This window comes from Leeuwenhoekiella sp. CH_XMU1409-2 (assembly GCF_037029365.1).
In the GTDB taxonomy this organism is placed as follows: domain Bacteria; phylum Bacteroidota; class Bacteroidia; order Flavobacteriales; family Flavobacteriaceae; genus Leeuwenhoekiella; species Leeuwenhoekiella blandensis.
Genome location: NZ_JAYMEI010000005.1, coordinates 227,997 through 251,921 on the forward strand (window position 1 = coordinate 227,997; position 23,925 = coordinate 251,921).

The 23,925-nt window shown below is 40.3% G+C and carries 20 protein-coding genes; 17 read left to right on the forward strand and 3 right to left on the reverse strand.

Features of this window, described 5'->3' with window-relative positions:
- Window positions 1-29: 29 nt before the first annotated feature.
- The 17 genes from ilvA (at window position 30) to WA338_RS07795 (ending at window position 20,649) form a co-directional block, all read left to right on the forward strand.
- Entirely contained in the window at window positions 30-1,337 is a 1,308-nt protein-coding gene (ilvA, locus tag WA338_RS07715) for a threonine ammonia-lyase IlvA (RefSeq protein ID WP_009780577.1), read from the forward strand.
- A 97-nt stretch (window positions 1,338-1,434) separates the two neighbouring features.
- On the forward strand, window positions 1,435-3,030 hold the full coding sequence (locus tag WA338_RS07720) for an NADP-dependent glyceraldehyde-3-phosphate dehydrogenase (protein WP_272985756.1): 1,596 nt from the start codon (window positions 1,435-1,437) through the stop codon (window positions 3,028-3,030).
- A 385-nt stretch (window positions 3,031-3,415) separates the two neighbouring features.
- Window positions 3,416-4,081, forward strand: a complete 666-nt coding sequence (locus WA338_RS07725; protein WP_009780575.1) for a GNAT family N-acetyltransferase — start codon at window positions 3,416-3,418, stop codon at window positions 4,079-4,081.
- A gap of 47 nt (window positions 4,082-4,128) precedes the next feature.
- Window positions 4,129-5,316 (forward strand): argininosuccinate synthase, encoded by a 1,188-nt coding sequence (argG, locus tag WA338_RS07730; RefSeq protein WP_009780574.1) that lies wholly within the window; start codon window positions 4,129-4,131, stop codon window positions 5,314-5,316.
- The gene (gene argC / locus WA338_RS07735) at window positions 5,313-6,290 is read left to right on the forward strand and encodes an N-acetyl-gamma-glutamyl-phosphate reductase (protein WP_272985754.1); all 978 of its coding nucleotides are present in this window, start codon (window positions 5,313-5,315) and stop codon (window positions 6,288-6,290) included. Before argG ends, argC begins: the two co-directional genes overlap by 4 nt.
- A gap of 87 nt (window positions 6,291-6,377) precedes the next feature.
- Entirely contained in the window at window positions 6,378-7,178 is an 801-nt protein-coding gene (gene proC, locus WA338_RS07740) for a pyrroline-5-carboxylate reductase (RefSeq protein ID WP_072979412.1), read from the forward strand.
- A complete protein-coding gene (locus WA338_RS07745; protein WP_272985752.1) occupies window positions 7,178-8,311 on the forward strand; it encodes an aspartate aminotransferase family protein in 1,134 nt (377 codons plus the stop codon). Before proC ends, WA338_RS07745 begins: the two co-directional genes overlap by 1 nt.
- A 58-nt stretch (window positions 8,312-8,369) precedes the next feature.
- Window positions 8,370-9,320: an N-acetylornithine carbamoyltransferase gene (locus tag WA338_RS07750; RefSeq protein WP_273016378.1), complete on the forward strand. Its 951-nt coding sequence runs from the start codon at window positions 8,370-8,372 to the stop codon at window positions 9,318-9,320.
- 9 nt (window positions 9,321-9,329) lie between these two features.
- Window positions 9,330-10,106 (forward strand): acetylglutamate kinase, encoded by a 777-nt coding sequence (gene argB / locus WA338_RS07755; protein ID WP_273016376.1) that lies wholly within the window; start codon window positions 9,330-9,332, stop codon window positions 10,104-10,106.
- Window positions 10,106-11,170 carry a M20 family metallo-hydrolase gene (locus tag WA338_RS07760; RefSeq protein WP_273016374.1) on the forward strand — a complete coding sequence of 355 codons (1,065 nt, stop codon included), beginning with the start codon at window positions 10,106-10,108 and terminating at the stop codon, window positions 11,168-11,170. The genes argB and WA338_RS07760 overlap by 1 nt, the downstream gene beginning before the upstream one ends.
- Before the next feature lie 61 nt (window positions 11,171-11,231).
- A complete protein-coding gene (gene argH / locus WA338_RS07765) occupies window positions 11,232-12,530 on the forward strand; it encodes an argininosuccinate lyase (RefSeq protein ID WP_272985746.1) in 1,299 nt (432 codons plus the stop codon).
- 183 nt (window positions 12,531-12,713) lie between these two features.
- Window positions 12,714-13,085, forward strand: a complete 372-nt coding sequence (locus WA338_RS07770) for a hypothetical protein (protein WP_009780566.1) — start codon at window positions 12,714-12,716, stop codon at window positions 13,083-13,085.
- A gap of 158 nt (window positions 13,086-13,243) precedes the next feature.
- Window positions 13,244-14,326, forward strand: coding sequence for an efflux RND transporter periplasmic adaptor subunit (locus tag WA338_RS07775; RefSeq protein WP_272985744.1), 1,083 nt, complete (start codon window positions 13,244-13,246; stop codon window positions 14,324-14,326).
- 25 nt (window positions 14,327-14,351) lie between these two features.
- Complete coding sequence (locus WA338_RS07780) at window positions 14,352-17,558, forward strand: efflux RND transporter permease subunit (protein WP_272985742.1); 3,207 nt, start codon at window positions 14,352-14,354, stop codon at window positions 17,556-17,558.
- Complete coding sequence (locus WA338_RS07785) at window positions 17,539-18,990, forward strand: TolC family protein (protein ID WP_272985741.1); 1,452 nt, start codon at window positions 17,539-17,541, stop codon at window positions 18,988-18,990. Before WA338_RS07780 ends, WA338_RS07785 begins: the two co-directional genes overlap by 20 nt.
- Before the next feature lie 303 nt (window positions 18,991-19,293).
- Window positions 19,294-20,055 carry an oxygenase MpaB family protein gene (locus WA338_RS07790; protein ID WP_272985739.1) on the forward strand — a complete coding sequence of 254 codons (762 nt, stop codon included), beginning with the start codon at window positions 19,294-19,296 and terminating at the stop codon, window positions 20,053-20,055.
- Between the two features lie 66 nt (window positions 20,056-20,121).
- Entirely contained in the window at window positions 20,122-20,649 is a 528-nt protein-coding gene (locus WA338_RS07795) for an SRPBCC family protein (protein WP_272985737.1), read from the forward strand.
- A gap of 102 nt (window positions 20,650-20,751) precedes the next feature.
- On the opposite strand, the gene leuB is transcribed toward WA338_RS07795, so the two are convergent.
- From leuB to leuC, 3 genes are read right to left on the reverse strand one after another with little or no spacing between them, the layout of a single operon-like run.
- Window positions 20,752-21,867, reverse strand: coding sequence for a 3-isopropylmalate dehydrogenase (gene leuB / locus WA338_RS07800; RefSeq protein WP_009780560.1), 1,116 nt, complete (start codon window positions 21,865-21,867; stop codon window positions 20,752-20,754).
- Window positions 21,868-21,891: 24 nt separating this feature from the next.
- The gene (gene leuD, locus WA338_RS07805; protein WP_272985736.1) at window positions 21,892-22,476 is read right to left on the reverse strand and encodes a 3-isopropylmalate dehydratase small subunit; all 585 of its coding nucleotides are present in this window, start codon (window positions 22,474-22,476) and stop codon (window positions 21,892-21,894) included.
- The gene (gene leuC / locus WA338_RS07810; protein WP_272985734.1) at window positions 22,477-23,862 is read right to left on the reverse strand and encodes a 3-isopropylmalate dehydratase large subunit; all 1,386 of its coding nucleotides are present in this window, start codon (window positions 23,860-23,862) and stop codon (window positions 22,477-22,479) included. It lies immediately after the preceding gene.
- Window positions 23,863-23,925: the final 63 nt, after the last annotated feature.

Consider the following 23,925-nt stretch of genomic DNA (forward strand, 5'->3'; position numbering starts at 1 on the left):
TAAACTCAATAAAAAATAAGCCTGTCACAATGCATTTTGAGACAGGCTTACTTAATCCTAATACTTTTATTTTGGGCGATTTAAAAACCACATTTTTTCCTGACCTAGAGCAGATAAAGGAAGCAGCAAAAACCTTGGAAGGTGTTGCTGCGTTGACTCCTTTAATGCCGAGTTTAAATTATTCGCGCAAGTTTGACGCCAATGTTATGCTGAAGCGTGAAGATTTGCAACAGGTGAGGTCCTATAAAATCCGAGGAGCATTCAATAAAATCAATTCGTTAACCGAAGAAGAGCGCGCCAAAGGAATCGTTTGTGCAAGCGCAGGAAATCATGCACAAGGCGTGGCTTTTGCCTGCGCAAAGCTGAAGATTAATGGTACGATTTTTATGCCATCGCCTACGCCAAAACAAAAGATTGAGCAGGTAGAGATGTTTGGTGGCGAATATGCCAAAATCGTACTTACCGGAGACACATTTGACGATGCCTATAAAGCTTCAAAAATTGAATGTGATGCGCTGGGTAAAATCTTTGTACATCCTTTTGATGATGAAAAAATTATTGAAGGTCAGGCTACTGTAGGTTTGGAGATTATTGAGCAGAGCAAAGAAGAGATAGACTATGTTTTTGTTCCCGTTGGTGGTGGTGGTCTAGCTTCAGGTTTGAGTACGGTTTTTCATTTGCTTTCGCCGAATACTAAAATAATAGGAGTAGAGCCTGAAGGAGCTCCGTCTATGAGTACTTCGATATTTAATAAAGAAAATACGACGCTTTCCTTGATCGAAAAGTTTGTCGATGGTGCTGCGGTACAACGTGTAGGAGAACGAACCTTTGCGATATGCAAAGAATATTTAGAAAAAATGGTGACTGTTCCTGAAGGGAAAGTTTGCCAGACTATTCTTGATCTTTATAACAAAGAGGCGATTGTGGTCGAGCCCGCGGGAGCGCTTACGCTATCTGTGTTAGATCAGTTTGCAGATGAGATCAAAGGCAAAAACGTGGTGTGTATTGTGAGCGGAAGCAACAACGATATTACACGTACTGCCGAAATAAAAGAGCGTGCTCTGTTATATCGTGGTTTGAAGCATTATTTCATCATTAGATTCCCACAGCGCGCAGGCGCATTGCGTGAGTTCTTAAATGAAATCTTAGGTCCGGAAGATGACATTACTTTTTTTGAATATAAAAAGAAAACATCTCGTGAAGATGGTCCGGCTGTGGTAGGGATTGAGCTTAAAGACCGCAAAGACCTACAACCGCTTATCGATCGAATGAAAAGTAGAAACTTTTTTGGAGAATACTTAAACGATAAACCAGATTTATTTGAATTCTTAATTTAAAGATAGAAGAATCTATAAGTTAATAATTTAAGCTGTATATTTCTGATGAATTGATAAACAACGCATAATTACCTTTTCACCAAAAACTAACCAACCAATGAAAAAAATTACAGCAGAAATTCCAGATCAATTTAAAGTAACACCCATTGAGCAGCGCACCTATCTTATTGATGGGAAACTGCATAATTGGAGTGGAGAAACTTCAGATGTTTTCTCAAGTATCCATACAGAAAATGATGGGGAGCGCACACCTACGCGACTCGGTTCTATTCCTACCTTGGGAGAGCCAGAAGCTATTGCGGCAGTTGATGCTGCGCATAAAGCCTATGATCGAGGTCAGGGCTTATGGCCAACGATGAAAGTAGCTGACCGCATTAAGTGTATGGAAACTTTCGTTACAAAAATGAAAGAAAAGCGCGAACTTATTGTGAAGCTACTCATGTGGGAGATTTGTAAAAATTATCCTGATTCGCAAAAAGAGTTTGATCGTACGGTAGAATATATTCTCGATACCATAGAAGATTACAAGAATATGGATCGGGAGAGTGCCAAATTCTATAAAGAAGGAGGTATTCACGCACATATTAGACGCGGGCCATTAGGAGTCGTGCTTTGTTTGGGGCCTTATAACTACCCGCTTAATGAAACCTTTTGCTTGCTGATTCCTGCATTGATTATGGGGAATACTGCGGTTTTCAAACCGGCTAAACATGGCGTTCTTTTAATCACGCCATTGCTTGAAGCATTTCAAGAAAGTTTTCCCGCAGGAGTGGTGAATATTCTTTTTGGTAGAGGTCGAGCAGTGGCAACACCAATTATGAAAACCGGAAAGGTCGATGTTTTAGCATTAATTGGTCATAGTTCTTCGGCCAATTCGCTTCAGGCATTACACCCAAAACAAAATCGTTTACGCTTAGTTCTGGGTCTCGAAGCAAAAAATCCTGCTATCATTTTACCCGATGCAGATCTTGATCTTGCTGTTGCCGAATGCATCGCAGGAACACTATCTTTTAATGGCCAGCGCTGTACAGCTTTAAAAGTGATCTATGTACATGAAAATATCGCAGAAACCTTCAATAGAAAATATGCCGAAGCCGTTGATGCTTTAAAATTTGGTTTACCTTGGGAAGACGATGTGAAACTCACGCCACTTCCAGAGCCTTCAAAACCAGATTATATTCAGCAGTTGATTGATGATGCTAAAGAAAAAGGAGCAAAGATCATTAATGCTAAAGGAGGGGAACGTTCAGAAAACTTTATTTGGCCTGCGGTATTATTTCCGGTAACTAAAGAAATGGAAGTTTACAAAGAAGAACAGTTTGGACCTGTAGTTCCGGTACTGACTTTTAAACACATCGACGAACCTTTAGATGATATGGCCGAATCTAATTATGGCCAGCAAGTAAGTCTCTTTGGTAAAGATGTAAAAGCGCTTGCTCCTTTGATAGACACCTTGGTTAATTTGGTCTGCAGAGTTAATTTAAATAGTTCGTGTCAACGTGGTCCGGATGTCTATCCGTTTACGGGAAGAAAGGATTCAGCGGTGAGTACGTTGAGTGTTCATGATGCATTAAGATCGTTCTCGATACGCACCTTTGTGGCTTCTAAAGACAATGCTTACAACAATGCGATACTCAACGAGCTTCTAGATACCAAAAAGTCAAACTTTGTAAGTACAGATTACTTATTGTAAACTTTGTAAAAAGCAGTATTGATTATTAAAATTTCAGTGAAATTCTGATTTTTAGTTTAAATCTGATAAAATCATAAAAAAGTAGATTTATTTGATATTTCTGAAAAATTCTGAAGGCTCATTTAAATCTACTTTGTATTTTAGCATCAACAATGAAGGGAATAAAAAGACATATAACAGAACTAAAGCAAGCGGTAAATGCGTTGCTTAATTCTTTATACCCAGTTAACAGAACCAACACTACATTGGTTTATATTCCTGTACGCCGCCGTGAGCGCCGCCGCCCCTAGTGGGTGCATATTTTTAGGGAACTTAGGTGAGTCCGGTTCCAACTTTCGATTCAAATTACAATTTCACTTTTTTCTAACTTCCAATTCAATTGAATATGGAAATTATTATTGCTAACAAATCCCACGCGGGATATGCACAATATATTTGCGATACCATCGCAGAATCTGCAAAAGTACGTGGCACCGGAATCGCCAAACGTACTCCTGAATATGTCATTACAAAAATGGAAAACGGCAATGCTGTCATCGCTCTTGATGGTGAAAAATTTGCCGGTTTTTGCTATATCGAGGCCTGGGGCCACGGTAAGTTTGTTGCTAATTCAGGTTTAATTGTTCATCCGGATTATAGAGGTAGCGGACTCGCACGTCAGATCAAAGAAGCGATCTTTAATCACTCCCGTGATAAGTATCCTGATGCCAAAGTCTTTGGGATTACCACCGGTCTTGCGGTGATGAAGATCAACTCAGATTTGGGCTACCGTCCTGTGACCTTCTCAGAGCTTACAGATGATCCTACCTTCTGGAAAGGTTGCCAAACCTGCAGAAACTACGACATTCTTCAACGCACCGAGCAAAAAATGTGTCTATGCACAGGAATGCTTTATGATCCTGAAAAGGAAGAAAAGAAAAAGCAGGAAATTGAAGAGAAAATCAATCAACGAGTTCGTGAGAAAGAAGAGGTAAATCCCAAAGCATTTACGCGCTTAAAAAGCATCAAAGAACACTTGTTTTTGAAAAAAGATAAAAAAAAAGAAGAATAAAAACCTTAAGCTCACTTACCGAGCGTTTTCAGAATAAATAGAATAAAATGAAAAAATTAGTTCTCGCCTACAGCGGCGGCTTAGATACCAGTTATTGTGCAAAATACCTTTCAGAAGAAAAAGGATTTGAAGTTCACGCGGTAAGCATCAATACCGGTGGTTTTACGCAAGAAGAGATTGATGAAATCGAATCTAAAGCCTTAAAAATCGGTGCAAAAACCTACAAAAATGTACAAGCGGTAGACCGCTTTTATGATAAAGTAGTAAAGTATTTGATCTTTGGGAACGTATTGAAAAACAATACGTATCCACTTTCGGTAAGTGCAGAACGTATCATCCAGGCGGTTGAGATCATCAATTATGCAAAGTCTATTGGTGCAGAATATGTAGCTCACGGAAGCACCGGTGCAGGAAACGATCAAGTACGTTTTGATATGATCTTTCAAACATTAGCACCTGAGATCGAGATCATCACACCGATTAGAGATTTAAAACTTTCACGTCAAGAAGAGATCGATTATTTAAAAAGTCACGGTGTTGAGATGTCTTGGGAAAAAGCACAATACTCTATAAACCGTGGACTATGGGGAACTTCTGTTGGCGGAAGTGAAACCTTGACTTCACACCAAGGTTTGCCGGAGTCGGCTTTTCCTTCTCAGGTAGAAAAGTCTGAAGCAGAAAAAGTGACCTTGACTTTTGAAAAGGGCGAACTTACCGCTGTAAATGGCAAATCAGGATCTCCGGTAGAAAATATCGAAGCTTTACAAAAACTTGCGGCTCCGTTTGGTATCGGTCGCGATATTCACGTGGGTGACACGATTATCGGGATCAAAGGTCGTGTAGGTTTTGAAGCTGCTGCGCCCGTTATTATTCTTAAAGCGCATCATTTGCTAGAGAAGCACACGCTTACAAAATGGCAAATGCAGCACAAAGATTACTTATCTAACTTTTACGGAATGCACCTGCACGAGGGACAGTATCTTGATCCCGCAATGCGCAATCTGGAAGCTTTTTTAACCGATAGTCAAAAGAACGTTTCAGGTGAGGTGTATGTCACTCTTCAACCGTATCGATTCACTTTAGAAGGTATAAAATCTGATCACGATTTGATGAATGCTTCCTTTGGTGCGTATGGTGAGATGAACAAAGGTTGGACGGCAAATGATGCTAAAGGCTTTATCAAAATCACCGGGAATCAAAACAAGATTTACAACCACGTAAACGGAGACTCATGATCAAAGCAGGAATAATTGGCGGTGCCGGTTATACGGCAGGAGAGTTAATCAGAATTCTACTGAATCATAATTATGTTGATTTAAGTTTTGTTTTCAGTACTTCGAATGCTGGAAACCTATTGAGCGATGTGCATCAGGACCTTTTAGGGAGTACTGATATTCGGTTTGCAGACACGGTTGATTTTGACGTTGATGTGGTTTTCTTGTGTTTAGGACACGGAAATTCAACAGCTTTTTTAGATAAAAATGTGTTTTCTGAAGAAACAATCATTATTGATTTAAGTAACGATTTCAGGCTAAAACCAGACGCTGAGTTTCAAGGAAGAGAATTCATTTACGGCCTTCCGGAGCTGAATAAAGATGAGATCAAACAAGCGGGGTCTATTGCAAATCCTGGGTGTTTTGCTACTGCGATCCAGTTGGCATTACTTCCGTTAGCAGATTCAAAAAATATTACTTCAGACATTCATATCAATGCGGTTACCGGAGCTACCGGTGCGGGAACCTCACTTTCAGCAACAACGCATTACACCTGGAGAGACAATAACTTTTCGTATTACAAGCCGTTTACCCATCAGCATATGGGTGAGATCAATCAGTCGGTTAAAAGTTTGCAAAGCGGATTTGACAAGGAGATTTTCTTTCTTCCAAATCGTGGGAATTTCTCTCGTGGAATTTTCGCCACCGCGTACACCAAATTTGAAGGAGACCTGGAAGCTATTAAAAAAATCTACACCGATTTTTATGCCGAAGCGCCATTCACCTTTGTTTCCGATTCAGATATTCATATGAAGCAAGTGGTGAACACAAATAAATGTTTAATTCACTTGCATAAGCATGAAAATCAATTATTGATCACCAGTTGTATTGATAACCTTTTAAAAGGAGCTTCAGGACAGGCGGTAGAGAATATGAACTTGATTTTTGGCCTACCACAAACCGAAGGCTTGAATTTAAAAGGAAGTTATTTCTAAGCCTTAAGAGAGGCGTTTAAACGATTTCCGCCTGAAGTTTATCCTGAGCGATAGTCGAAGGGCGGAAATGATAAAAAAATATTACATATGAAAATAGCAATCATAGGTACGGGTAATTTGGGACTTTCTATAGCTAAAGGTTTAATTACCAACAATGCGATCACTTCTTTGTACATGACGCGCCGTAACCCGGCTGGGATTGAGTCATACGCCGAATATAAAAACGTGTTTGTGACTTCAGACAATGTGGAGGCAGTACAAAAATCTGATATTTTGATTTTTGCGGTACAACCTGCGCAGTTGGGTTCTATTTTACACGATATTAAAAATGAATTGACCGATAAGCACGTGTTGATCTCCACCATCACAGGCTATCAAATTTCGCAAATAGAAGATATTGTAGGTACAGACCAGTTTATCATACGTGCGATGCCAAATACAGCAATTGCCGTTGGTGCGTCGATGACGTGTTTGGCGAGTAATGAGAAAGGAATGAAGCGCATTAAGATCGCCGAAGCTATTTTCAACAGATTAGGAAACAGCTTGATCATTCCTGAAAAGCAAATGCAAGCAGCAACAGTAGTCTGCGCTAGCGGAATCGCATTCTGGATGCGCTTAATTCGTGCCACAACACAGGCAGCAATTCAATTAGGATTTGATGCTAAAGAAGCACAAGAATTGGCGATGCACACCTGTAATGGTGCGTCCAAATTATTGATTGATTCCGGGAACCATCCTGAAGAAGAGATCGATCGTGTAACCACACCAAAAGGCTGCACCATAGAAGGTTTGAACGAGATGGAGCATAAAGGCTTGAGTTCGTCGTTGATTCAGGGTATGGTTGCATCTTTCAATAAAATTAATGTTATAAAAACAGACCAGAAATAATGAGTTTATTTGATGTTTATCCACTTTATGATGTGACACCCATTAAAGCTCAGGACGTCTGGGTTTATGATGCAGCGCCTACCAAATATTTGGATCTTTATGGAGGTCATGCAGTGATCTCCATAGGTCACGCACATCCTAAATATGTAGAAAATCTTACCAAGCAATTGGGCGATATAGGCTTTTACAGTAATGCGGTTAAAAATCCATTACAGGAAGCTTTAGGTGAAAAATTACCGCTTCAGGCAAATTGTCCCGGCTATCAATTATTTATGTGTAGCAGTGGAGCCGAGGCTAATGAGAATGCGCTGAAAATGGCATCTTTCGTTACCGGAAGAAAAAAAGTAGTCGCTTTTCACAACAGTTTTCACGGAAGAACTTCAGCAGCTGTTGCCGCGACCGATAATCCTAAGATTGTCGCACCTATTAATGCACAGCAAGAAGTTGAATTTTTACCCTTAGGAGATCTAGATGCTTTAGCCGCTGTTCTAGCAAAAGGTGATGTTTGTGCGGTTATCGTAGAGTTTATTCAAGGCGTTGGTGGTTTAGACATCAGCACTGCAGAATTTTATGAAGGCGTTGATAAACTATGCAAGGAAACCGGCACTTGTCTTATTGCAGACGAAGTTCAGGCAGGTTTTGGCCGTACCGGCAATTTTTTTGCTTTTCAGGAATATAATGTGGAGCCTGAGTTAATCTCGATGGCTAAAGGAATGGGGAACGGATTTCCGGTTGGTGGAATTCTCATTCACCCTTCGATCAAAGCAGAATACGGAATGCTGGGAACCACCTTTGGTGGAAATCACTTGGCGTGTACCGCAGCCTTGACCGTTCTCGAAGTTTTAGAAGAAGAAGATTTGATGGCGCACGCGTTACGCGTTTCAGATCATTTTAAAGCAAAAACTACTGAAATTCCGCAGATCAAAGCGGTAAAAGGGCGCGGTTTGATGCTGGGAATCGAATTTGATTTTGATACTGCGGCCTTACGTAAAAAACTGATTTACGATCAGCATATTTTTACGGGAAGTGCAAAAAACAAAAACTTGATACGTATTCTTCCACCATTGACGGTTCAGAACGAGCATATCGATCAGTTTTTTGAAGCGCTTAAAATAGAATTAAACAACTTATAATAATATAAATCTAGCAGAGATTTCGGCTGCTATCTAACATTTTGACAGGAATCAACTAATGAAAAAATACACCGGTTTAGACGACATTACAGATCTACAGGAATTAATCGCCGAAGCACGCGCGTTAAAAGCAAATCCATATGCATATGAACATTTAGGAAAGCGCAAGCGCCTGGTGATGCTGTTTTTCAACTCGAGTTTGCGCACGCGTCTAAGTACAGAAAAAGCAGCAAGTAACTTAGGAATGGATGTTACGGTGATGAACTTTAACAGCGACGCTTGGAAGTTAGAATTTGAAGACGGCACTGTGATGAATACAGATACTTCTGAGCACGTGAAAGAAGCGGCAAAAGTGATCTCGCAATATGGTGATGTTATTGCGGTACGTGCTTTCCCAACCTTGACTGATAAAGCTAAAGACGAGTCAGAATACGTGATCTCCAATTTCGTAAAATACGCCACAGTACCGGTGGTCAATATGGAAAGTGCAACAGCACATCCATTACAGGCTTTGGCAGATGCTATTACCATCACAGAACTTTCTCAAAAGAAAAAGCCAAAAGTGGTATTGAGCTGGGCACCACATCCTAAAGCATTACCGCACGCGGTGGCTAATTCCTTTATCGGGATGATGCAGAAAATGGATGTTGACCTTACGGTTACGCATCCTAAAGGTTACGAACTGAGCGATGCTACGATGAAAGATACCCCTGTGGTTTATGATCAAGATGAAGCCTTAAAAGATGCAGATTTTGTCTATGTCAAAAACTGGAGTAATTATGAGGATTACGGTAAAGTTTTGGCAACTGTAGATTCGCACAGCAGTTGGACGATCACCGATGAAAAACTGGGTGACGCCAAATTTATGCATTGTTTGCCGGTACGTCGTAATGTGATCGTTGCAGACGAAGTTTTAGATGGTGAACAATCTGTGGTGATCGAGCAGGCAAACAACCGTACGTTTTCAGCTCAGGTGGTTTTGAAAAAGATATTAGAAAACCTGAATTAAAAGCCGAAAATGAAAAAGCTAAACATCGTCAAAGTAGGCGGAAACATTATCGAGAAAGAAGAAGATCTTCAGTCTTTTTTAGATGCTTTTGCAGCGCTCCCGGAGCCGAAGATTTTAGTGCACGGTGGCGGAAAGCTGGCAAGTCAGCTAGCTGAGCGGTTAGCAATTCCGGTGAACATGGTGAATGGTCGTAGAATTACCGATGCAGAAACGGTTGAAGTAATTACGATGGTTTACGGCGGAAAAGTGAACAAAAGCATCGTTGCCGGTTTGCAAGCCAGAAATTGCAATGCGATTGGATTTTCGGGAGCTGATGGGAATACGATCTTATCGGTAAAGCGCCCTGTCAAGGAAATCGATTTTGGTTTTGTGGGTGACGTGGTTGCGGTAGATTCAGAGATGATCGATAAGCTTTTGAGTATCGGGATTACGCCCGCATTTTGTGCGATCACGCATGATGGAAACGGGCAATTATTCAATACCAATGCAGATACGATCGCGTGTGAATTGGCACGCGGACTTTCAGCAAACTATGAAGTTACGTTGAATTATTGCTTCGAAAAGAACGGTGTTTTACTCGACATCAACGATGATACTTCAGTAGTTAAAGACATCGATTCAGCTAAATATGCTGAATTGTTAGAAGAAAAAATAATAGCAGATGGAATGCTTCCGAAGATGGAAAACTGTTTTTACGCTTTAAAAGGCGGTGTGCAGCAAGTACGTTTAGGTAAGCCCGAAATGCTACACAATAAAGATGCTAATTTTACAACCTTAAGACTGTAATGAATAGAGAGCAACTTACACAGGAAGCCATTGAGCTACTTAAAAAATTGATCGCAACCCAATCTTTTTCTTCGGAAGAAGAAGGTACCGCTGCGATTATTGAAGCTTGGTTTAATGCGCACGATATTCCTTTTAAAAGACAGGCTAATAATATCTGGGCGACCAATAAAAACTTTGAAGAAGGCAAAACCACGTTGCTGCTTAACAGTCATCACGACACGGTGCAGCCTAATAACGGGTATACACGCGATCCGTACAGTCCCGATGTAGAAGATGGTAAATTGTATGGTTTAGGGAGTAACGATGCAGGTGGATGTTTGGTTTCGTTAATCGCAACCTTCACTTATTTCTACGCGCAGGAAAATCCAAAGTACAATTTGGTTATTGTGGCCAGTGGTGAAGAAGAAAGCAGCGGTCCCAATGGTTTGAATAGTATGCTTAAGGTGATTCCGCCGGTAGATGTTGCTATTGTGGGCGAACCTACGTTGATGAATCTTGCAGTTGCCGAAAAAGGCCTTGTGGTGTTTGATGCCAAAGTGAAAGGAACGCCTTCTCACGCAGCACATCCTAACGATAACAACGCGATTTATAATTGCATTGATGTTTTGCAGTGGTTTAAAGATTTTACTTTTGAGAAGGTTTCAGATGCTTTGGGCGAAGTAAAAATGACCGTGACTCAGATCAAAGGAGGGAAGCAGCATAACGCGGTTCCGGCAGATGTGGAGTTGGTTGTAGATGTACGCGTAAATGATAAATATTCTAATCAGGAAGTTGCCGATTTACTTCAGGAAAAAGCACCTTGCGATGAGATCATTCCGCGTAGTTTACGATTGAATTCTTCTTCAATTCCTGTAGATCACGATTTGGTGAAAGCCGGCATTGCGCTAGGGCGTACCACTTATGGCTCACCAACACTCAGCGATCAGGCGGTATTGAGTTGCCCTTCGCTTAAATTGGGTCCAGGAGACAGTACGCGCTCTCACAGCGCTAATGAATTTATCTACGTAAATGAAATCGAAGAAGGAATCGAAATTTATATAGATTTGCTGAAAAGTATACTTTAAGATTTTCGCCTTCGCGGAATAATTAGATTCCCTATTACTAGGGAATGAAAAAACAAGAGATATGAAACTTTGGGACAAAGGTGCCGATATAGATACTAAGATCATTGATTTTACGGTGGGTAACGACCGTGAGATCGATGTGCATATTGCAAAATATGATGTGCAAGCAACACGCGCGCACGTAAAAATGCTGAATAAAATAGGCATTCTCACCGATGAAGAATTGAAAAGTTTGCTTCCGCAGCTTGATATTTTAGAAGCGCATACGCAAAATCCGGATTTTTTTATTGAGCCCGAATATGAAGATATTCATTCTAAACTAGAAGCAGAATTAACCCTTATTCTTGGTGATACCGGTAAAAAAGTACACACGGCGCGCTCGCGTAACGATCAGGTTTTGGTAGCGCTTCAGTTGTATTATAAAGAACAGTTACAGCAAATAAAAGCACGTACGGTTTCATTATTTGAAACCTTAATGACTCTTGGTGAAACGCATGAAGATAAGTTGTTGCCGGGCTATACGCATTTACAGGTTGCAATGCCTAGCAGTTTTGGTCTTTGGTTTACAGCTTACGCCGAATTATTGATCGACGATGTGATGTTGATCAATGCCACTCAAGATATTGTTGACCAAAATCCATTGGGTTCTGCGGCAGGTTACGGAAGTTCTTTTCCCATAGATCGCCAGATGACGACCAAAGAATTGGGTTTTGCTACGATGAAATACAACGTGGTTGCAGCGCAAATGGCACGCGGTAAAAGCGAACGTACACTAGCTTCGACCTTAGGGAGTTTAGCTAACACACTGTCTCGTTTTGCGATGGATGTGTGCTTGTATATGAGTCAGAATTTTGGTTTTGTGAGTTTCCCTGAGCATCTGACTACGGGAAGCAGTATTATGCCGCATAAAAAGAATCCTGATGTTTTTGAGCTGATACGTGGGAAGTGTAATAAGATTCAGTCCTTAAGTACCGAAATGGTACTAATTACTAATAATTTGCCCAGCGGGTATCACAGAGATTATCAATTATTGAAGGAAAATACTATAAGCGCGGTTGAGACCATCAAGGACATTTTAGAGATCTTTGATTATGCGATTGGTCAGGTGATCGTTAAAGAAATTGACCTGAATGATGAGAAGTACAAATACTTATTTACTGTTGATAGCATTAACGATCTGGTAGTGGAAGGTAAATCCTTTAGAGAGGCTTATCAACAGATTGGAGGCCAGGTTCAGGATGGAACATACAAGCCGGAAGCCGGAAAAAATCATACCCACATAGGTAGTATTCACAATCCGGGATTTGCCGAAATCAAGGCTAAAATGCGTAAAGTTTCAACAGCTTTAGATATCAAATAGAAGGAATTTAGGTTTTAATTAAAAAGCTGCAATAATGATTATTTTTGCAGCTTTTTTTGTGACATCATTTTATTTAGAGATTAAACGTTGAGAAATTAATTATTCGTAAAACTTTTCCTTCACAATTTTTGGTGGTTTGATAAGTCTTCTGTTAATTTTGTTCCGTCTTAAATTAAAAGACTTATGAAGTTTCTTTTTTCATTTATCTTATTCCTTGCTGGTTTTGTACAGCTTTCAGGTAGCTCCTATCTGTCGGCTGAAGCAAGCTTCAGTGAATCGGGTATTGAAGAAACTTTTTCAGCTAATCCCGTAGGATTTCACTATGATGTAGCTCATAGTCATAGCCCGGAGATTAGAATGGCAGAGTTTGAAATAGAAGAGAGCGATGCTGCTTCTAAAGACAAACAAAACCAGGTTTTAGCTTCACTTACAGCTACTCAAACATCTGTTCCCAGATGTTTTTACTTTAAATACAAACATTTAAAAACTAAGGCGCGTTCTTCTTTAAGCGCTTCAGTAAAGCCGTACCTTTTATTTCAGGTATTTAGACTTTGATTTAACTTTTGAGCCCACATTGTCTGGGCTTAATCTGTTTTTGCTTATTGGTGTACCTCACACTTAGTTTAACCACTAAGCCGAAACCCCCTACGTTTTTCCGTTCTGGAAGAACACTTAAATCCATTTAATTTTTTTTAAAGTAAAATTCACATCACATGAAAAAGATTCTCATGATGTTGGGCTTCGTGGCTTTGTTGTTCCACGTAAGCTGCAAGTCAGAACACCACGAAAAGGAAGAAGAAACTACCTTTTATGTTACCAATCCTATGCGTAAGGATACGGTAATCACAAAAGATTACGTCGCACAAATTCACTCGAGTAGACACATCGAATTGCGTGCTCAAGAACGCGGTTATCTTCAGAAAATATTTGTTGATGAAGGTCAAGCCGTAAAAAAAGGACAGCTTCTTTTTCAAATTATGCCGAAGCTTTATGAAGCAGAAATGCAAAAAGCAAAAGCTGAAGCACAATTTGCTACCATTGAATACCAAAACACTAAGAAACTTGCCGATAGCAATGTTGTTGCTCCTAATGAGTTAGCGATGGCTAAAGCCAAGCTAGAAAAGGCCAATGCAGAGCTTGCGCTGTCGCAAGTGCATTTGGAGTTTACCCAAATACGAGCGCCATTTGATGGTATCGTTGACCGTTTTCACGTACGTTTAGGAAGTCTGGTAGATGAGGGCGAATTACTCACCAATCTTTCAGATAACAACATTATGTGGGTTTACTACAATGTTCCTGAAGCAGAATATCTTGATTATAAAGCTGCGTTGAAAGATGCTACAAAACCTGAAGTTGAATTGCTTATGGCAAATAACAAGTACTTTGGTCACAAAGGTATTGTAGAAACCATTGAAGCCGACTTTAATAACGAAACGGGTAATATTCCTTTTAGAGCTACTTTCCCTAACCCAGACGCGCTACTACGTCACGGAGAAACCGGTAATGTGCACGTTACTATTCCTTTAGAAAATGCGCTTTTAATTCCGCAGAAAGCAACTTTTGAAGTCCTTGACAAGAAGTACTGCTACGTGATAGATGACGAAGGCGTCGTTCACTCAAGACAAATCACCATCGCAGAAGAAATGCCGCATTTATATGCTGTGAGCGACGGTCTGAGCACCGATGATAAAATTCTTCTTGAAGGATTGAGATTGGTAAGAGAGCATGATAAAGTAGAATATGAAGTAGAAGATCCTAACAAAGCAATGGCTGAGTTAGCACTTTATGCTGAGTAAGCACATCTTCTAAAAACGAGAAATAATGTTTAGTAGATTTATTCACAGACCCGTATTTGCGATAGTAATTTCGATTATTATCGTGTTTATAGGTTCGCTCGCGATCAAGCAGCTGCCTATATCACAGTTCCCGCAAATCGCGCCTACAACGGTAAATATTTTTATCGCGTATCCCGGTGCGAGTGCAGATGTATTAGTAAAATCAACCTTAGTAACCTTAGAGAATTCTATTAACGGGGTTCAAGGAATGCGTTATATGGCTACCGATGCTACCAGTGCAGGTGAGGCCACGCTTAGAATTATTTTTGAACCCGGTACAGATCCTAACCAAGCCGTGGTGAGGGTCAAGACCAGGGTTGATCAGGTTATGCCCCTCTTGCCCGAATTGGTTCAGCGAGAAGGGGTAGTGATTACACCCATACAGCCTAGTATGTTGATGTATGTGAACCTGTATTCTAAGGAAAAAAGTATGGATGAAAAATTTCTGTACAACTATGCCAACGTAAAAATGATTCCTGAAATCAACCGTCTAAAGGGGGTTGCACGTTCTCAAATTTTAGGAAGCCGTAGATACGCAATGCGTGTTTGGTTAAATCCAGATCGTATGCGTGCTTATGATGTTTCAGTTGATGAAGTGATGGAAGCGATGCAGGAGCAAAGTATCGTGGGACGTCCCGGACGCTTGGGAAGAAGTTCTGGTATAGAAGCACAATCTTTAGAATATGTGTTGACTTATAAAGGCCGTTATAATGAGCCTGAGCAATATGAAAATATCATTATAAGAGCAAACTCTGAAGGTGAAAGCATTCGCCTTAAAGATATTGGTAAAGTAGAGTTAGGAAGTGAATTCTTTGATATCTACTCCAACTTAGATGGTCACCCTTCTGCGGCGATCGTATTGAAGCAAAACTACGGAAGTAACGCAAGTGACGTTATTGATGAAGTAAAAGAAAAGCTTGAAGAAATGCGTGCTGATTTCCCTCCGGGAATGGATTATAAAATCAGTTATGACGTTTCTAAATTCTTAGATTCTTCTATAGAACAGGTAATAGACACCTTACGTGATGCCTTTATTTTAGTAGCATTAGTAGTGTTTGTTTTCTTAGGTGACTGGCGCTCTACACTCATCCCTATCATAGCGGTGCCAGTTTCCTTAATTGGGGCGTTCTTTGTCATTCAGTTCTTTGGCATTTCGATAAACATGGTGACACTCTTTGCATTGGTACTGGCTATTGGTATTGTGGTCGATGATGCGATTGTCGTCGTCGAGGCGGTGCACGCCAAGTTTGAAGAGCATCCGCATATATCTCCATATCGAGCAGTTAAAGAAGTTTTAGGAGAGATCAGTGGGGCGATTATCGCAATTACCGGTGTAATGGTTTCGGTATTCTTGCCTATATCTTTTATGTCTGGTCCCGTTGGTACGTTCTATAGACAGTTCTCTATTACTATGGCGAGTTCCATTGTGATTTCAGCATTGATCGCGTTGACGTTGACGCCTGTATTGTGTGCAATGCTTTTAAAGAACAACCACGGAAAAGAGAAGAAGCGCAACCTCTTTACACGTGCGCTGGATAAATTCAATAGTGGTTTTGATAAACTCACTGGTAAGTACGTTGCAGTACTGAAGCGTATCGTGAGTCGAAGATGGTTAACCTTCGGAATTTTGATCGCTTTCTGTATTGGTGTTTTTATAGAAAGTCAGGTGCTTCCTTCAGGGTTTATTCCTAGTGAGGATCAAGGTACGATCTATGCGATTATACAAACTCCTCCGGGAGCTACTTTAGAGCGAACAAATAAGGTTTCGCTTGAACTTCAGAAAATCGCTGAAGAAGTTGATGGTATCGAATCGGTTTCTTCGCTTGCGGGTTATGAGATTATGACCGAAGGTCGTGGTTCTAACGCAGGTACATGTTTGATCAACTTAAAACCTTGGTCTGAGCGTGAGCACGATGTGACCGAAATTATGGAAGAGCTTGAAGAGAAATCAAAAGGGCTTGGTGCCGTAATCGAATTTTTTGAACCACCTGCCATTCCTGGTTTTGGTTCGTCTGGTGGTTTTTCTATGCGTTTATTAGATGAAAATACCGATACCGATTATCAGGATTTTGATAAAGTAAATCAGGAATTCATAGATCATTTAAAAGAGCGTAAAGAGCTCACTGGAGTATTCACCTTCTTTGCGGCAAACTATCCGCAATATGAACTCGAATTCAATAATGATCTTGCAATGCAAAAAGGAGTTTCTATTGGGAAAGCTATGGAAAACCTGAACATTATGATAGGTAGTACCTACGAGCAAGGCTTTATTAAGTTTGGTCGTTTCTTCAAAGTGTATGTACAGTCTGATCCTAAATTCAGAAGGTTACCTTCAGACGTGCTCAATATGTTTGTGAAGAATGAAGAGGGCGAAATGGTTCCATATTCAGCATTTATGACCCTTAAGAAAACACAAGGGCCTAATGAGGTAACGCGTTTCAATATGTATAACTCTGCTGCTATACGTGGTCTTCCGGCTCCCGGTTATACCACCGCAGACGCTATTGAAGCAATACGTGAGGTAGCGGCTACAACCTTACCCAAAGGATATGACATTGGCTGGGAAGGTCTTTCTTATGACGAGGCTAACCGAGGTAATGAGTCTATCTATATTTTCTTGATCGTTTTGGTCTTTGTGTACTTTGTTTTAGCTGCCCAGTACGAATCTTTCATTATTCCATTGGCGGTGGTGTTCTCGCTTCCGGTTGGGGTATTTGGATCATTTATGGTGCTTAAAATGATGGGACTACAAAATGACATTTATGCACAAATTGGCCTCATAATGTTGGTAGGTCTTCTGGGTAAAAACGCCGTGCTTATTGTAGAGTTTGCGGTATTAAAACGCTCTCAGGGCGCTACGATACTCGATGCTGCGATAGAAGGTGCTAAAGTGCGTTTTAGACCTATTTTAATGACTTCATTTGCCTTTATCGCCGGTTTGATTCCATTATTATTGGCTTCAGGAGCGGGTGCAATTGGTAACCATACCATTGGTGCTTCAGCTTTAGGAGGAATGTTATTCGGTACTATTTTCGGGGTGATTATAGTACCCGGATTGTACTTCATATTTGGTTCTTTGGCAGATGGTAAGAAGTTAATTAGAGATGAAGAAGACGGTTCTTTAACAGAGGGCTTTGTTCACGAAATAGATAGTTTTTCAAATTCAGAAGAAGATGATCAAGAAGATAAATAAAACCCGATTTATTCATACTGCAGTAGTGTGTTTTTTACTGGCATTTTCTGCCTGTAAAGCGCCCAGTCTAGTAGAGCGGGAGGTCGATTTAAAAGACCTCCCTCAAAACTTCACAAATACCAGCAGTACAGATACGACCAATACTGCTCTTATTCAATGGAAGGAGTATTTTACAGATTCATACCTAACTACACTTATAGATTCTGCCTTAGTAAACAATCAGGAGCTTAACATTATGCTTCAAGAGATTGCGATTTCTAAAGCAGAGATTAAGGCTAAAAAAGGAGAGTATTTACCGTTTGTAGGCTTTGGTGCTGCCGCCGAAACTGAAAAGGTAGGTAGATATACCAGTCAAGGAGCAAACGATGCCAACACCGATATTAAAGAAGGTGTTGAATTTCCTGAACCCTTACCCAATTATCAATTTGGTTTGCACGCAACCTGGGAGTTAGATATCTGGAAAAAGCTGCGCAACGCAAAAAAAGCAGCCGTATTCAATTATCTATCAAGTGTTGAAGGCCGAAATTTTATGGTTACGCAACTTGTAGGTGAAATTGCTGAAAGCTATTACGAACTTTTAGCCTTAGACAATCAACTTGCGATCGTAAACCGAAATATTGAAATTCAAAGTAATGCATACCGTATTGTAAGACTTCAAAAGGAGGCTGCGCGCGCAACCGGTCTTGCCGTAAGTAAATTTGAAGCAGAGGTATTGCATACTAAGAGTTTGCAATTTGACATTCAGCAGCGCATAATTGAAGCAGAAAACCGAATCAACTTTTTAGTTGGGCGTTTTCCGCAACACGTGCAGCGTAGTACTGATGATCTTTTAATGATGAAGCCAAAAGCCATACGTGCAGGAATTCCTGCTCAGCTTTTAGAAAATCGTACAGACGTAAAGCAAGCCGAACTTGCTCTTGAAGCTGCAAAGCTTAATGTAAAAGTAGCTAAGGCACGTTTTTATCCTTCCTTAGGAATTTCAGCAGGAGTAGGTTTTGAAGCTTTTAATCCTAAATATTTATTAGATACTCCAGAGTCGCTGTTGTATTCTATTGCCGGCGAACTTACAGCACCTTTGATCAACAGAAATGAGATCAAAGCGGCTTATGCAAGTGCCAATGCAAAACAGATTCAGGCAGTTTATGATTATGAGCGTACCGTGCTTAACGCTTATATAGAGGTTGCAAACCAACTTTCTAAAGTAGATAATCTGGAGAAAAGCTATGAGCTCAAAGCTCAAGAAGTAGATGCGCTTAATCGTTCGGTTAATATTTCTAGTCAGTTGTTTTCATCAGCAAGGGCAGATTATATGGAAGTATTGATGACCCAGCGTGATGCATTGGAGTCAAACTTTGAACTTGTAGAGACCAAAATGGCTCAAATGAATGCGTATGTGCATATGTACCAGGCGCTAGGTGGCGGCTGGAACTAAGAATTAGTTAGTGTTGAGGTTGTTTGCATAGCTTCTTCTTGATATCGGAAGCGTGCAAACTAGAAACCGCCCGGTGGTGATGTCCCGGGCGGTTTTTTTTGGCATCGCCAAAAGGTTTAATTTTTTGACACTTTCCTCAAAATTGAAAATACGTTTCCGTTTAACATCTCAAGAACTTGGGCTGAGGTAGTTTACTAGGCACCGCCAAAAGGTTTTATTACGCTGAGTTCGCTTTCTAAATTTGATTCTTCAGAATTGAATTATGCTTTACTTTCGTTACTTTAGTAGCTAACAGCGATAGCGATGAAGCAGTTTGTAAAACACGATTCTATAGTAAGAACCATTTGGGGCAAAAGCGATACGGTTCTTTTAATTTTTGCCGGGGCGGCTGCAGAATTTGCATTGAACAAAGCTGTAGATTGGCTGTATTTTACAGGGAAACTTCCGGCAGATCCTTTAGGCCGGTTATTCTCTACCGTTACGTATGCGAGAAGAATCATTTTTGCTGAAGAGCAACACGCACTCAAAACCATAGATTCTATTTACCATATTCATAAATCGGTAGAGCAGAATAGGGGAGGTGCGATACCCGATTGGGCGTATCGAGATGTATTATTTATGCTGATTCATTACTCGATAGCGGCTTTTGAGTTGTTGGAGCGCAAACTTTCTGCTGAAGAAAAGCAGGAGGTTTATGATGTTTTTTATCGTTTTGGTGTTCAAATGAAATTAAAAGAGCTCAAACCAAAGTATACCGATTGGCTTGAACAGCGAGAGCAACACATTCAGCAGGATTTAAAGAATAGCAAATACACTCAAGATCTGTTTAAACAGTATAAAAAACATTTGGGAGGTGTGCGATATTTCTTTTTGATCGAAGCTCAAAAACTACTTGTGCCCAAACGTGTACGCCAGTTGTTGAACATGCGTTCGTTTTCATGGTTGACAGGATTTATTCCGCTTTATAAGTTAAGTAGATGGTTAAAGGTCGACGTGCTTGTAAAAGCCATATTATTACCTAAAAGCTATAAAAAGGAGATTGCCGGACTCGATATTGCCGTGTGAAAAATCTTGGACATTACATTTAAAATTTTTCTACATTAGTCAGTAGCAAACTTAGTACAAACCAATATGGTATTTCTTTATGTTTTAATCGGAGTTTTGGTTTTGATCGCCTTACTTCATTTTACCGCAAAATCGCAGTATGTTGTAAAACGGGATATTAACGTTCAAAAACCTGCAGATAAAATTTTTGAATATTTGAAGTATTTGAAAAATCAAGATCAATGGTCCCCGTGGAATCGAAAAGATCCCGATATGAATAAATCCTATGAGGGTGTCGACGGTACCGTAGGATTCATCTCAAAATGGGAGGGAAATAAAGAAGTAGGAAGCGGCGAACAAGAAATTACAGGGATTATTCCCGGTAAACGTATTGAAAGTCAGTTGCGGTTTATTAAACCTATGAAAAGTACCAGCGATGCATGGTTGGCTGTGAGTACGCCTAATCCCGGGATCACCAATATCGCCTGGGGTTTTAGCGGGAAATATAATTTTCCGTTTACGATCGTGAGTCATTTTATGAGTATGGATAAAATGGTAGGTAAAGACTTTGAAGCCGGACTCAAAAATCTAAAGGAAATTCTAGAGGATAATTAGAAAACTGAAAATTAACCAATAAAAAAGCGACCTAAACAGGTCGCTTTTAATATTCTAAAATGTCAGGTCTAGAATCTAATGTCTACTACCTAAAATCTATCTCTAGATAATCGTGCTTTGTCCTGCGTGAATGTTTCTAAAATTACGATTAGAATCTTCAGGGTGTGTGATATAGTCTGCGATAAAGTCACCTACTTTTGTGGTACTGTATGGTTTTTTAGGATTGATATCGCCAGTAGTGATGCCTAATTCTAAAGACTTTTCGACAGCTTTCTCAATAGCATCTGCTTCTTTGTGAAGATCCAAATGGCGCAACATCATTGCCGCAGAAAGGATAGAAGCAAGCGGGTTAGCAATATTTTTACCGGTTGCTTGCGGGAACGAACCGTGAATAGGCTCAAACATTCCTACAGTGCTTCCGATAGATGCAGAAGCCAATAGCCCGATAGAACCACCAATTACCGATGCTTCATCAGAAATGATATCTCCAAAAAGATTTTCGGTTAAGATCACATCAAACTGACTTGGATTTAAGATCATTTGCATCGCTGCATTGTCTACAAATAAAAAGTCGAGTTCTACATCCTCATATTCCTTAGCGATCTCGGTAACGGTTTTACGCCATAAACGCGAAGTTTCTAATACGTTAGCCTTATCTACAAGCGTTAATTTTTTTCTTCGGTTTTGTGCTTCTTTAAACGCTAGGTGTGCAATACGCGTGATTTCTTCTACAGAATACGAGCAGCCATCGCTAGCTACTTGTCCGTCTTCGCTTATATGCTTATCACCAAAATAAATCCCGCCGGTCAGCTCACGATAGATAGAAATATCGGTCCCGCTGATGATCTCTTTTTTCAAAGGAGAATTTTCGATTAAACGCTCGTATGCTTTTACCGGTCTAATATTACAGAATAAACCAAGCGACTTACGCAGCTTTAATAAACCTTGTTCAGGTCTCACTTTTGCTGAAGGATCGTTGTCGTATTTTGGGTGACCAATAGCACCAAAAAGTACCGCGTCACTTTCCTGACACAACTTGATCGTATCTTCAGGAAGCGGGTCTCCCGTTTCATCAATAGCGCAAGCACCTACAAGCGCTTTATTGAATTTAAAAGTATGGTTGTAAACGTCTGCAATGGCATCAAGAGTCTTTACAGCTTGTTCTGTAACTTCTGGTCCAATACCGTCTCCTGCTAAAAGTGCTATGTTAAATTTCATAAGTGCTGCTTTATATGTTCAAAATTAGAAGCTGCGCTCTTGCTCAAAAGCTTCTATCTTTTCTTTTTTACTGATTAAGAAATCAATGTCGTCATATCCATTGATCATACAAACTTTTTTATACGGATCGATCTCAAACTCAAGTTCGCCCGCAGGGGTGCTCAATAATTGGTTTTCTAGATCGATGGTAAGTTTTGTGTCAGGCTTTTCGGTAACAAGTGCTAAAAGTTCTTTTAGATATTCCGGGGTTACCTGAATAGGAAGAATACCGTTATTAAGTGCATTTCCTTTAAAAATATCTGCAAAAAAACTACTGATCACTACTTTAAAACCATATCCTGCAATCGCCCACGCTGCGTGCTCTCTACTCGAACCGCAACCAAAGTTATCTCCGGCAACCAAAATAGGACCGCTGTAGGTAGGATCATTTAAAACAAAATCTTCGTTCTTTTCTCCTTTTTGATCAAATCTCCAATCTCTAAAAACATTATCGCCAAAGCCTTTTTTGTCGGTAGATTTTAAGAAACGCGCCGGTATGATCTGGTCTGTATCTATATTTTCAATAGGTAACGGAACAGCGGTATCGGTAAGTTTTGTAAACTTTTCCATTTAGTTTAATTGTTTTGTAATGTCTGTAATTTTTCCGGCAACGGCGGTTGCAGCAGCCATAAGCGGACTCGCTAAAATCGTACGTGCGCCTTGTCCTTGTCGTCCTTCAAAGTTTCGGTTTGAAGTAGAAACGCAATATTCACCTTCCGGAATTTTATCATCGTTCATCGCTAAACAAGCAGAACAACCGGGTTGTCTCAAAGCAAAGCCGGCTTCAGTAAAAACTTTATCAAGACCTTCTTCAACAAGTTGCTTAGCTACTTGCTGTGATCCCGGAACTAACCAGGCGTTTACATTTGCAGCTTTCTGTTTTCCTTTTACAAAGTCTGCCGCAATGCGGAAATCTTCAATACGGGAGTTAGTACAACTACCAATAAATACATAATTGATAGGTTTATCAATAAGGCTTTCTCCTTTTTTGAAGTTCATATAAGCGAGTGCCTTATCTAGATTTACATCCTCCTTATCAGGAATGGTTCCGGTAACTTTAATTCCCATTCCCGGGTTTGTACCGTAAGTAACCATTGGCTCGATGTCTTCTGCATCAAACGAGTATTCTTTATCAAAAACTGCATCATCATCAGTAGGAAGCGTTTTCCAGTAGGCCAATTTTTCTTCCCATGCTGCACTTTCGGGAGCGAACTCGCGCCCTTGAACGTAGTCAAAAGTAGTCTGATCTGGAGCGATCATTCCGCCTCGCGCACCCATTTCGATACTCATATTACAAACCGTCATACGGCCTTCCATAGACATTTCTTCAAAGACATTTCCTGCATACTCACAGAAATAGCCTGTACCAGCGTTAGTACCAATTTTTGAGATCACATAAAGAATTACATCTTTAGGAAGCACGTTGGGTTTTAATTTCCCGTTTACGTTCACGCGTAGACTTTTTGGCTTAGTCAGTAATAAACATTGACTCGCAAAAACCTGAGCAACTTGGCTGGTACCAATACCAAAGGCGATCGTACCAAAAGCACCGTGTGTAGAGGTGTGGCTATCGCCACAAACCATAGTCATTCCCGGTTGGGTGATTCCTAATTCAGGAGCCATTACGTGCACGATTCCGTTGTATTTATGACCAAGACCATAGAGCGTGATCCCGTGTTTCTCACAGTTTTCTGAAAGTTGTTTCAGCTGATTTCTTGATAATACATCACGCACCGGCAAGTGTTGATCTACGGTTGGCGTGTTGTGGTCTGCGGTCGCCACGATTTGATCTGGGCGCGCTACAGGTATGCCGCGTTCTTCTAATTCTGAAAAAGCTTGCGGACTGGTAACCTCGTGAATAAGGTGTTTGTCAATATAAAGTACTTGTGGTCCATTAGGCACCGTGTCAACCACGTGTGCGTCCCAGACTTTATCAAATAGGGTTTTTCCTGCCATTTTAATTTAATTGGTTCCTAAGAACACTTAGATTATATGAAAAAATAAGGATTCTAATTCAAG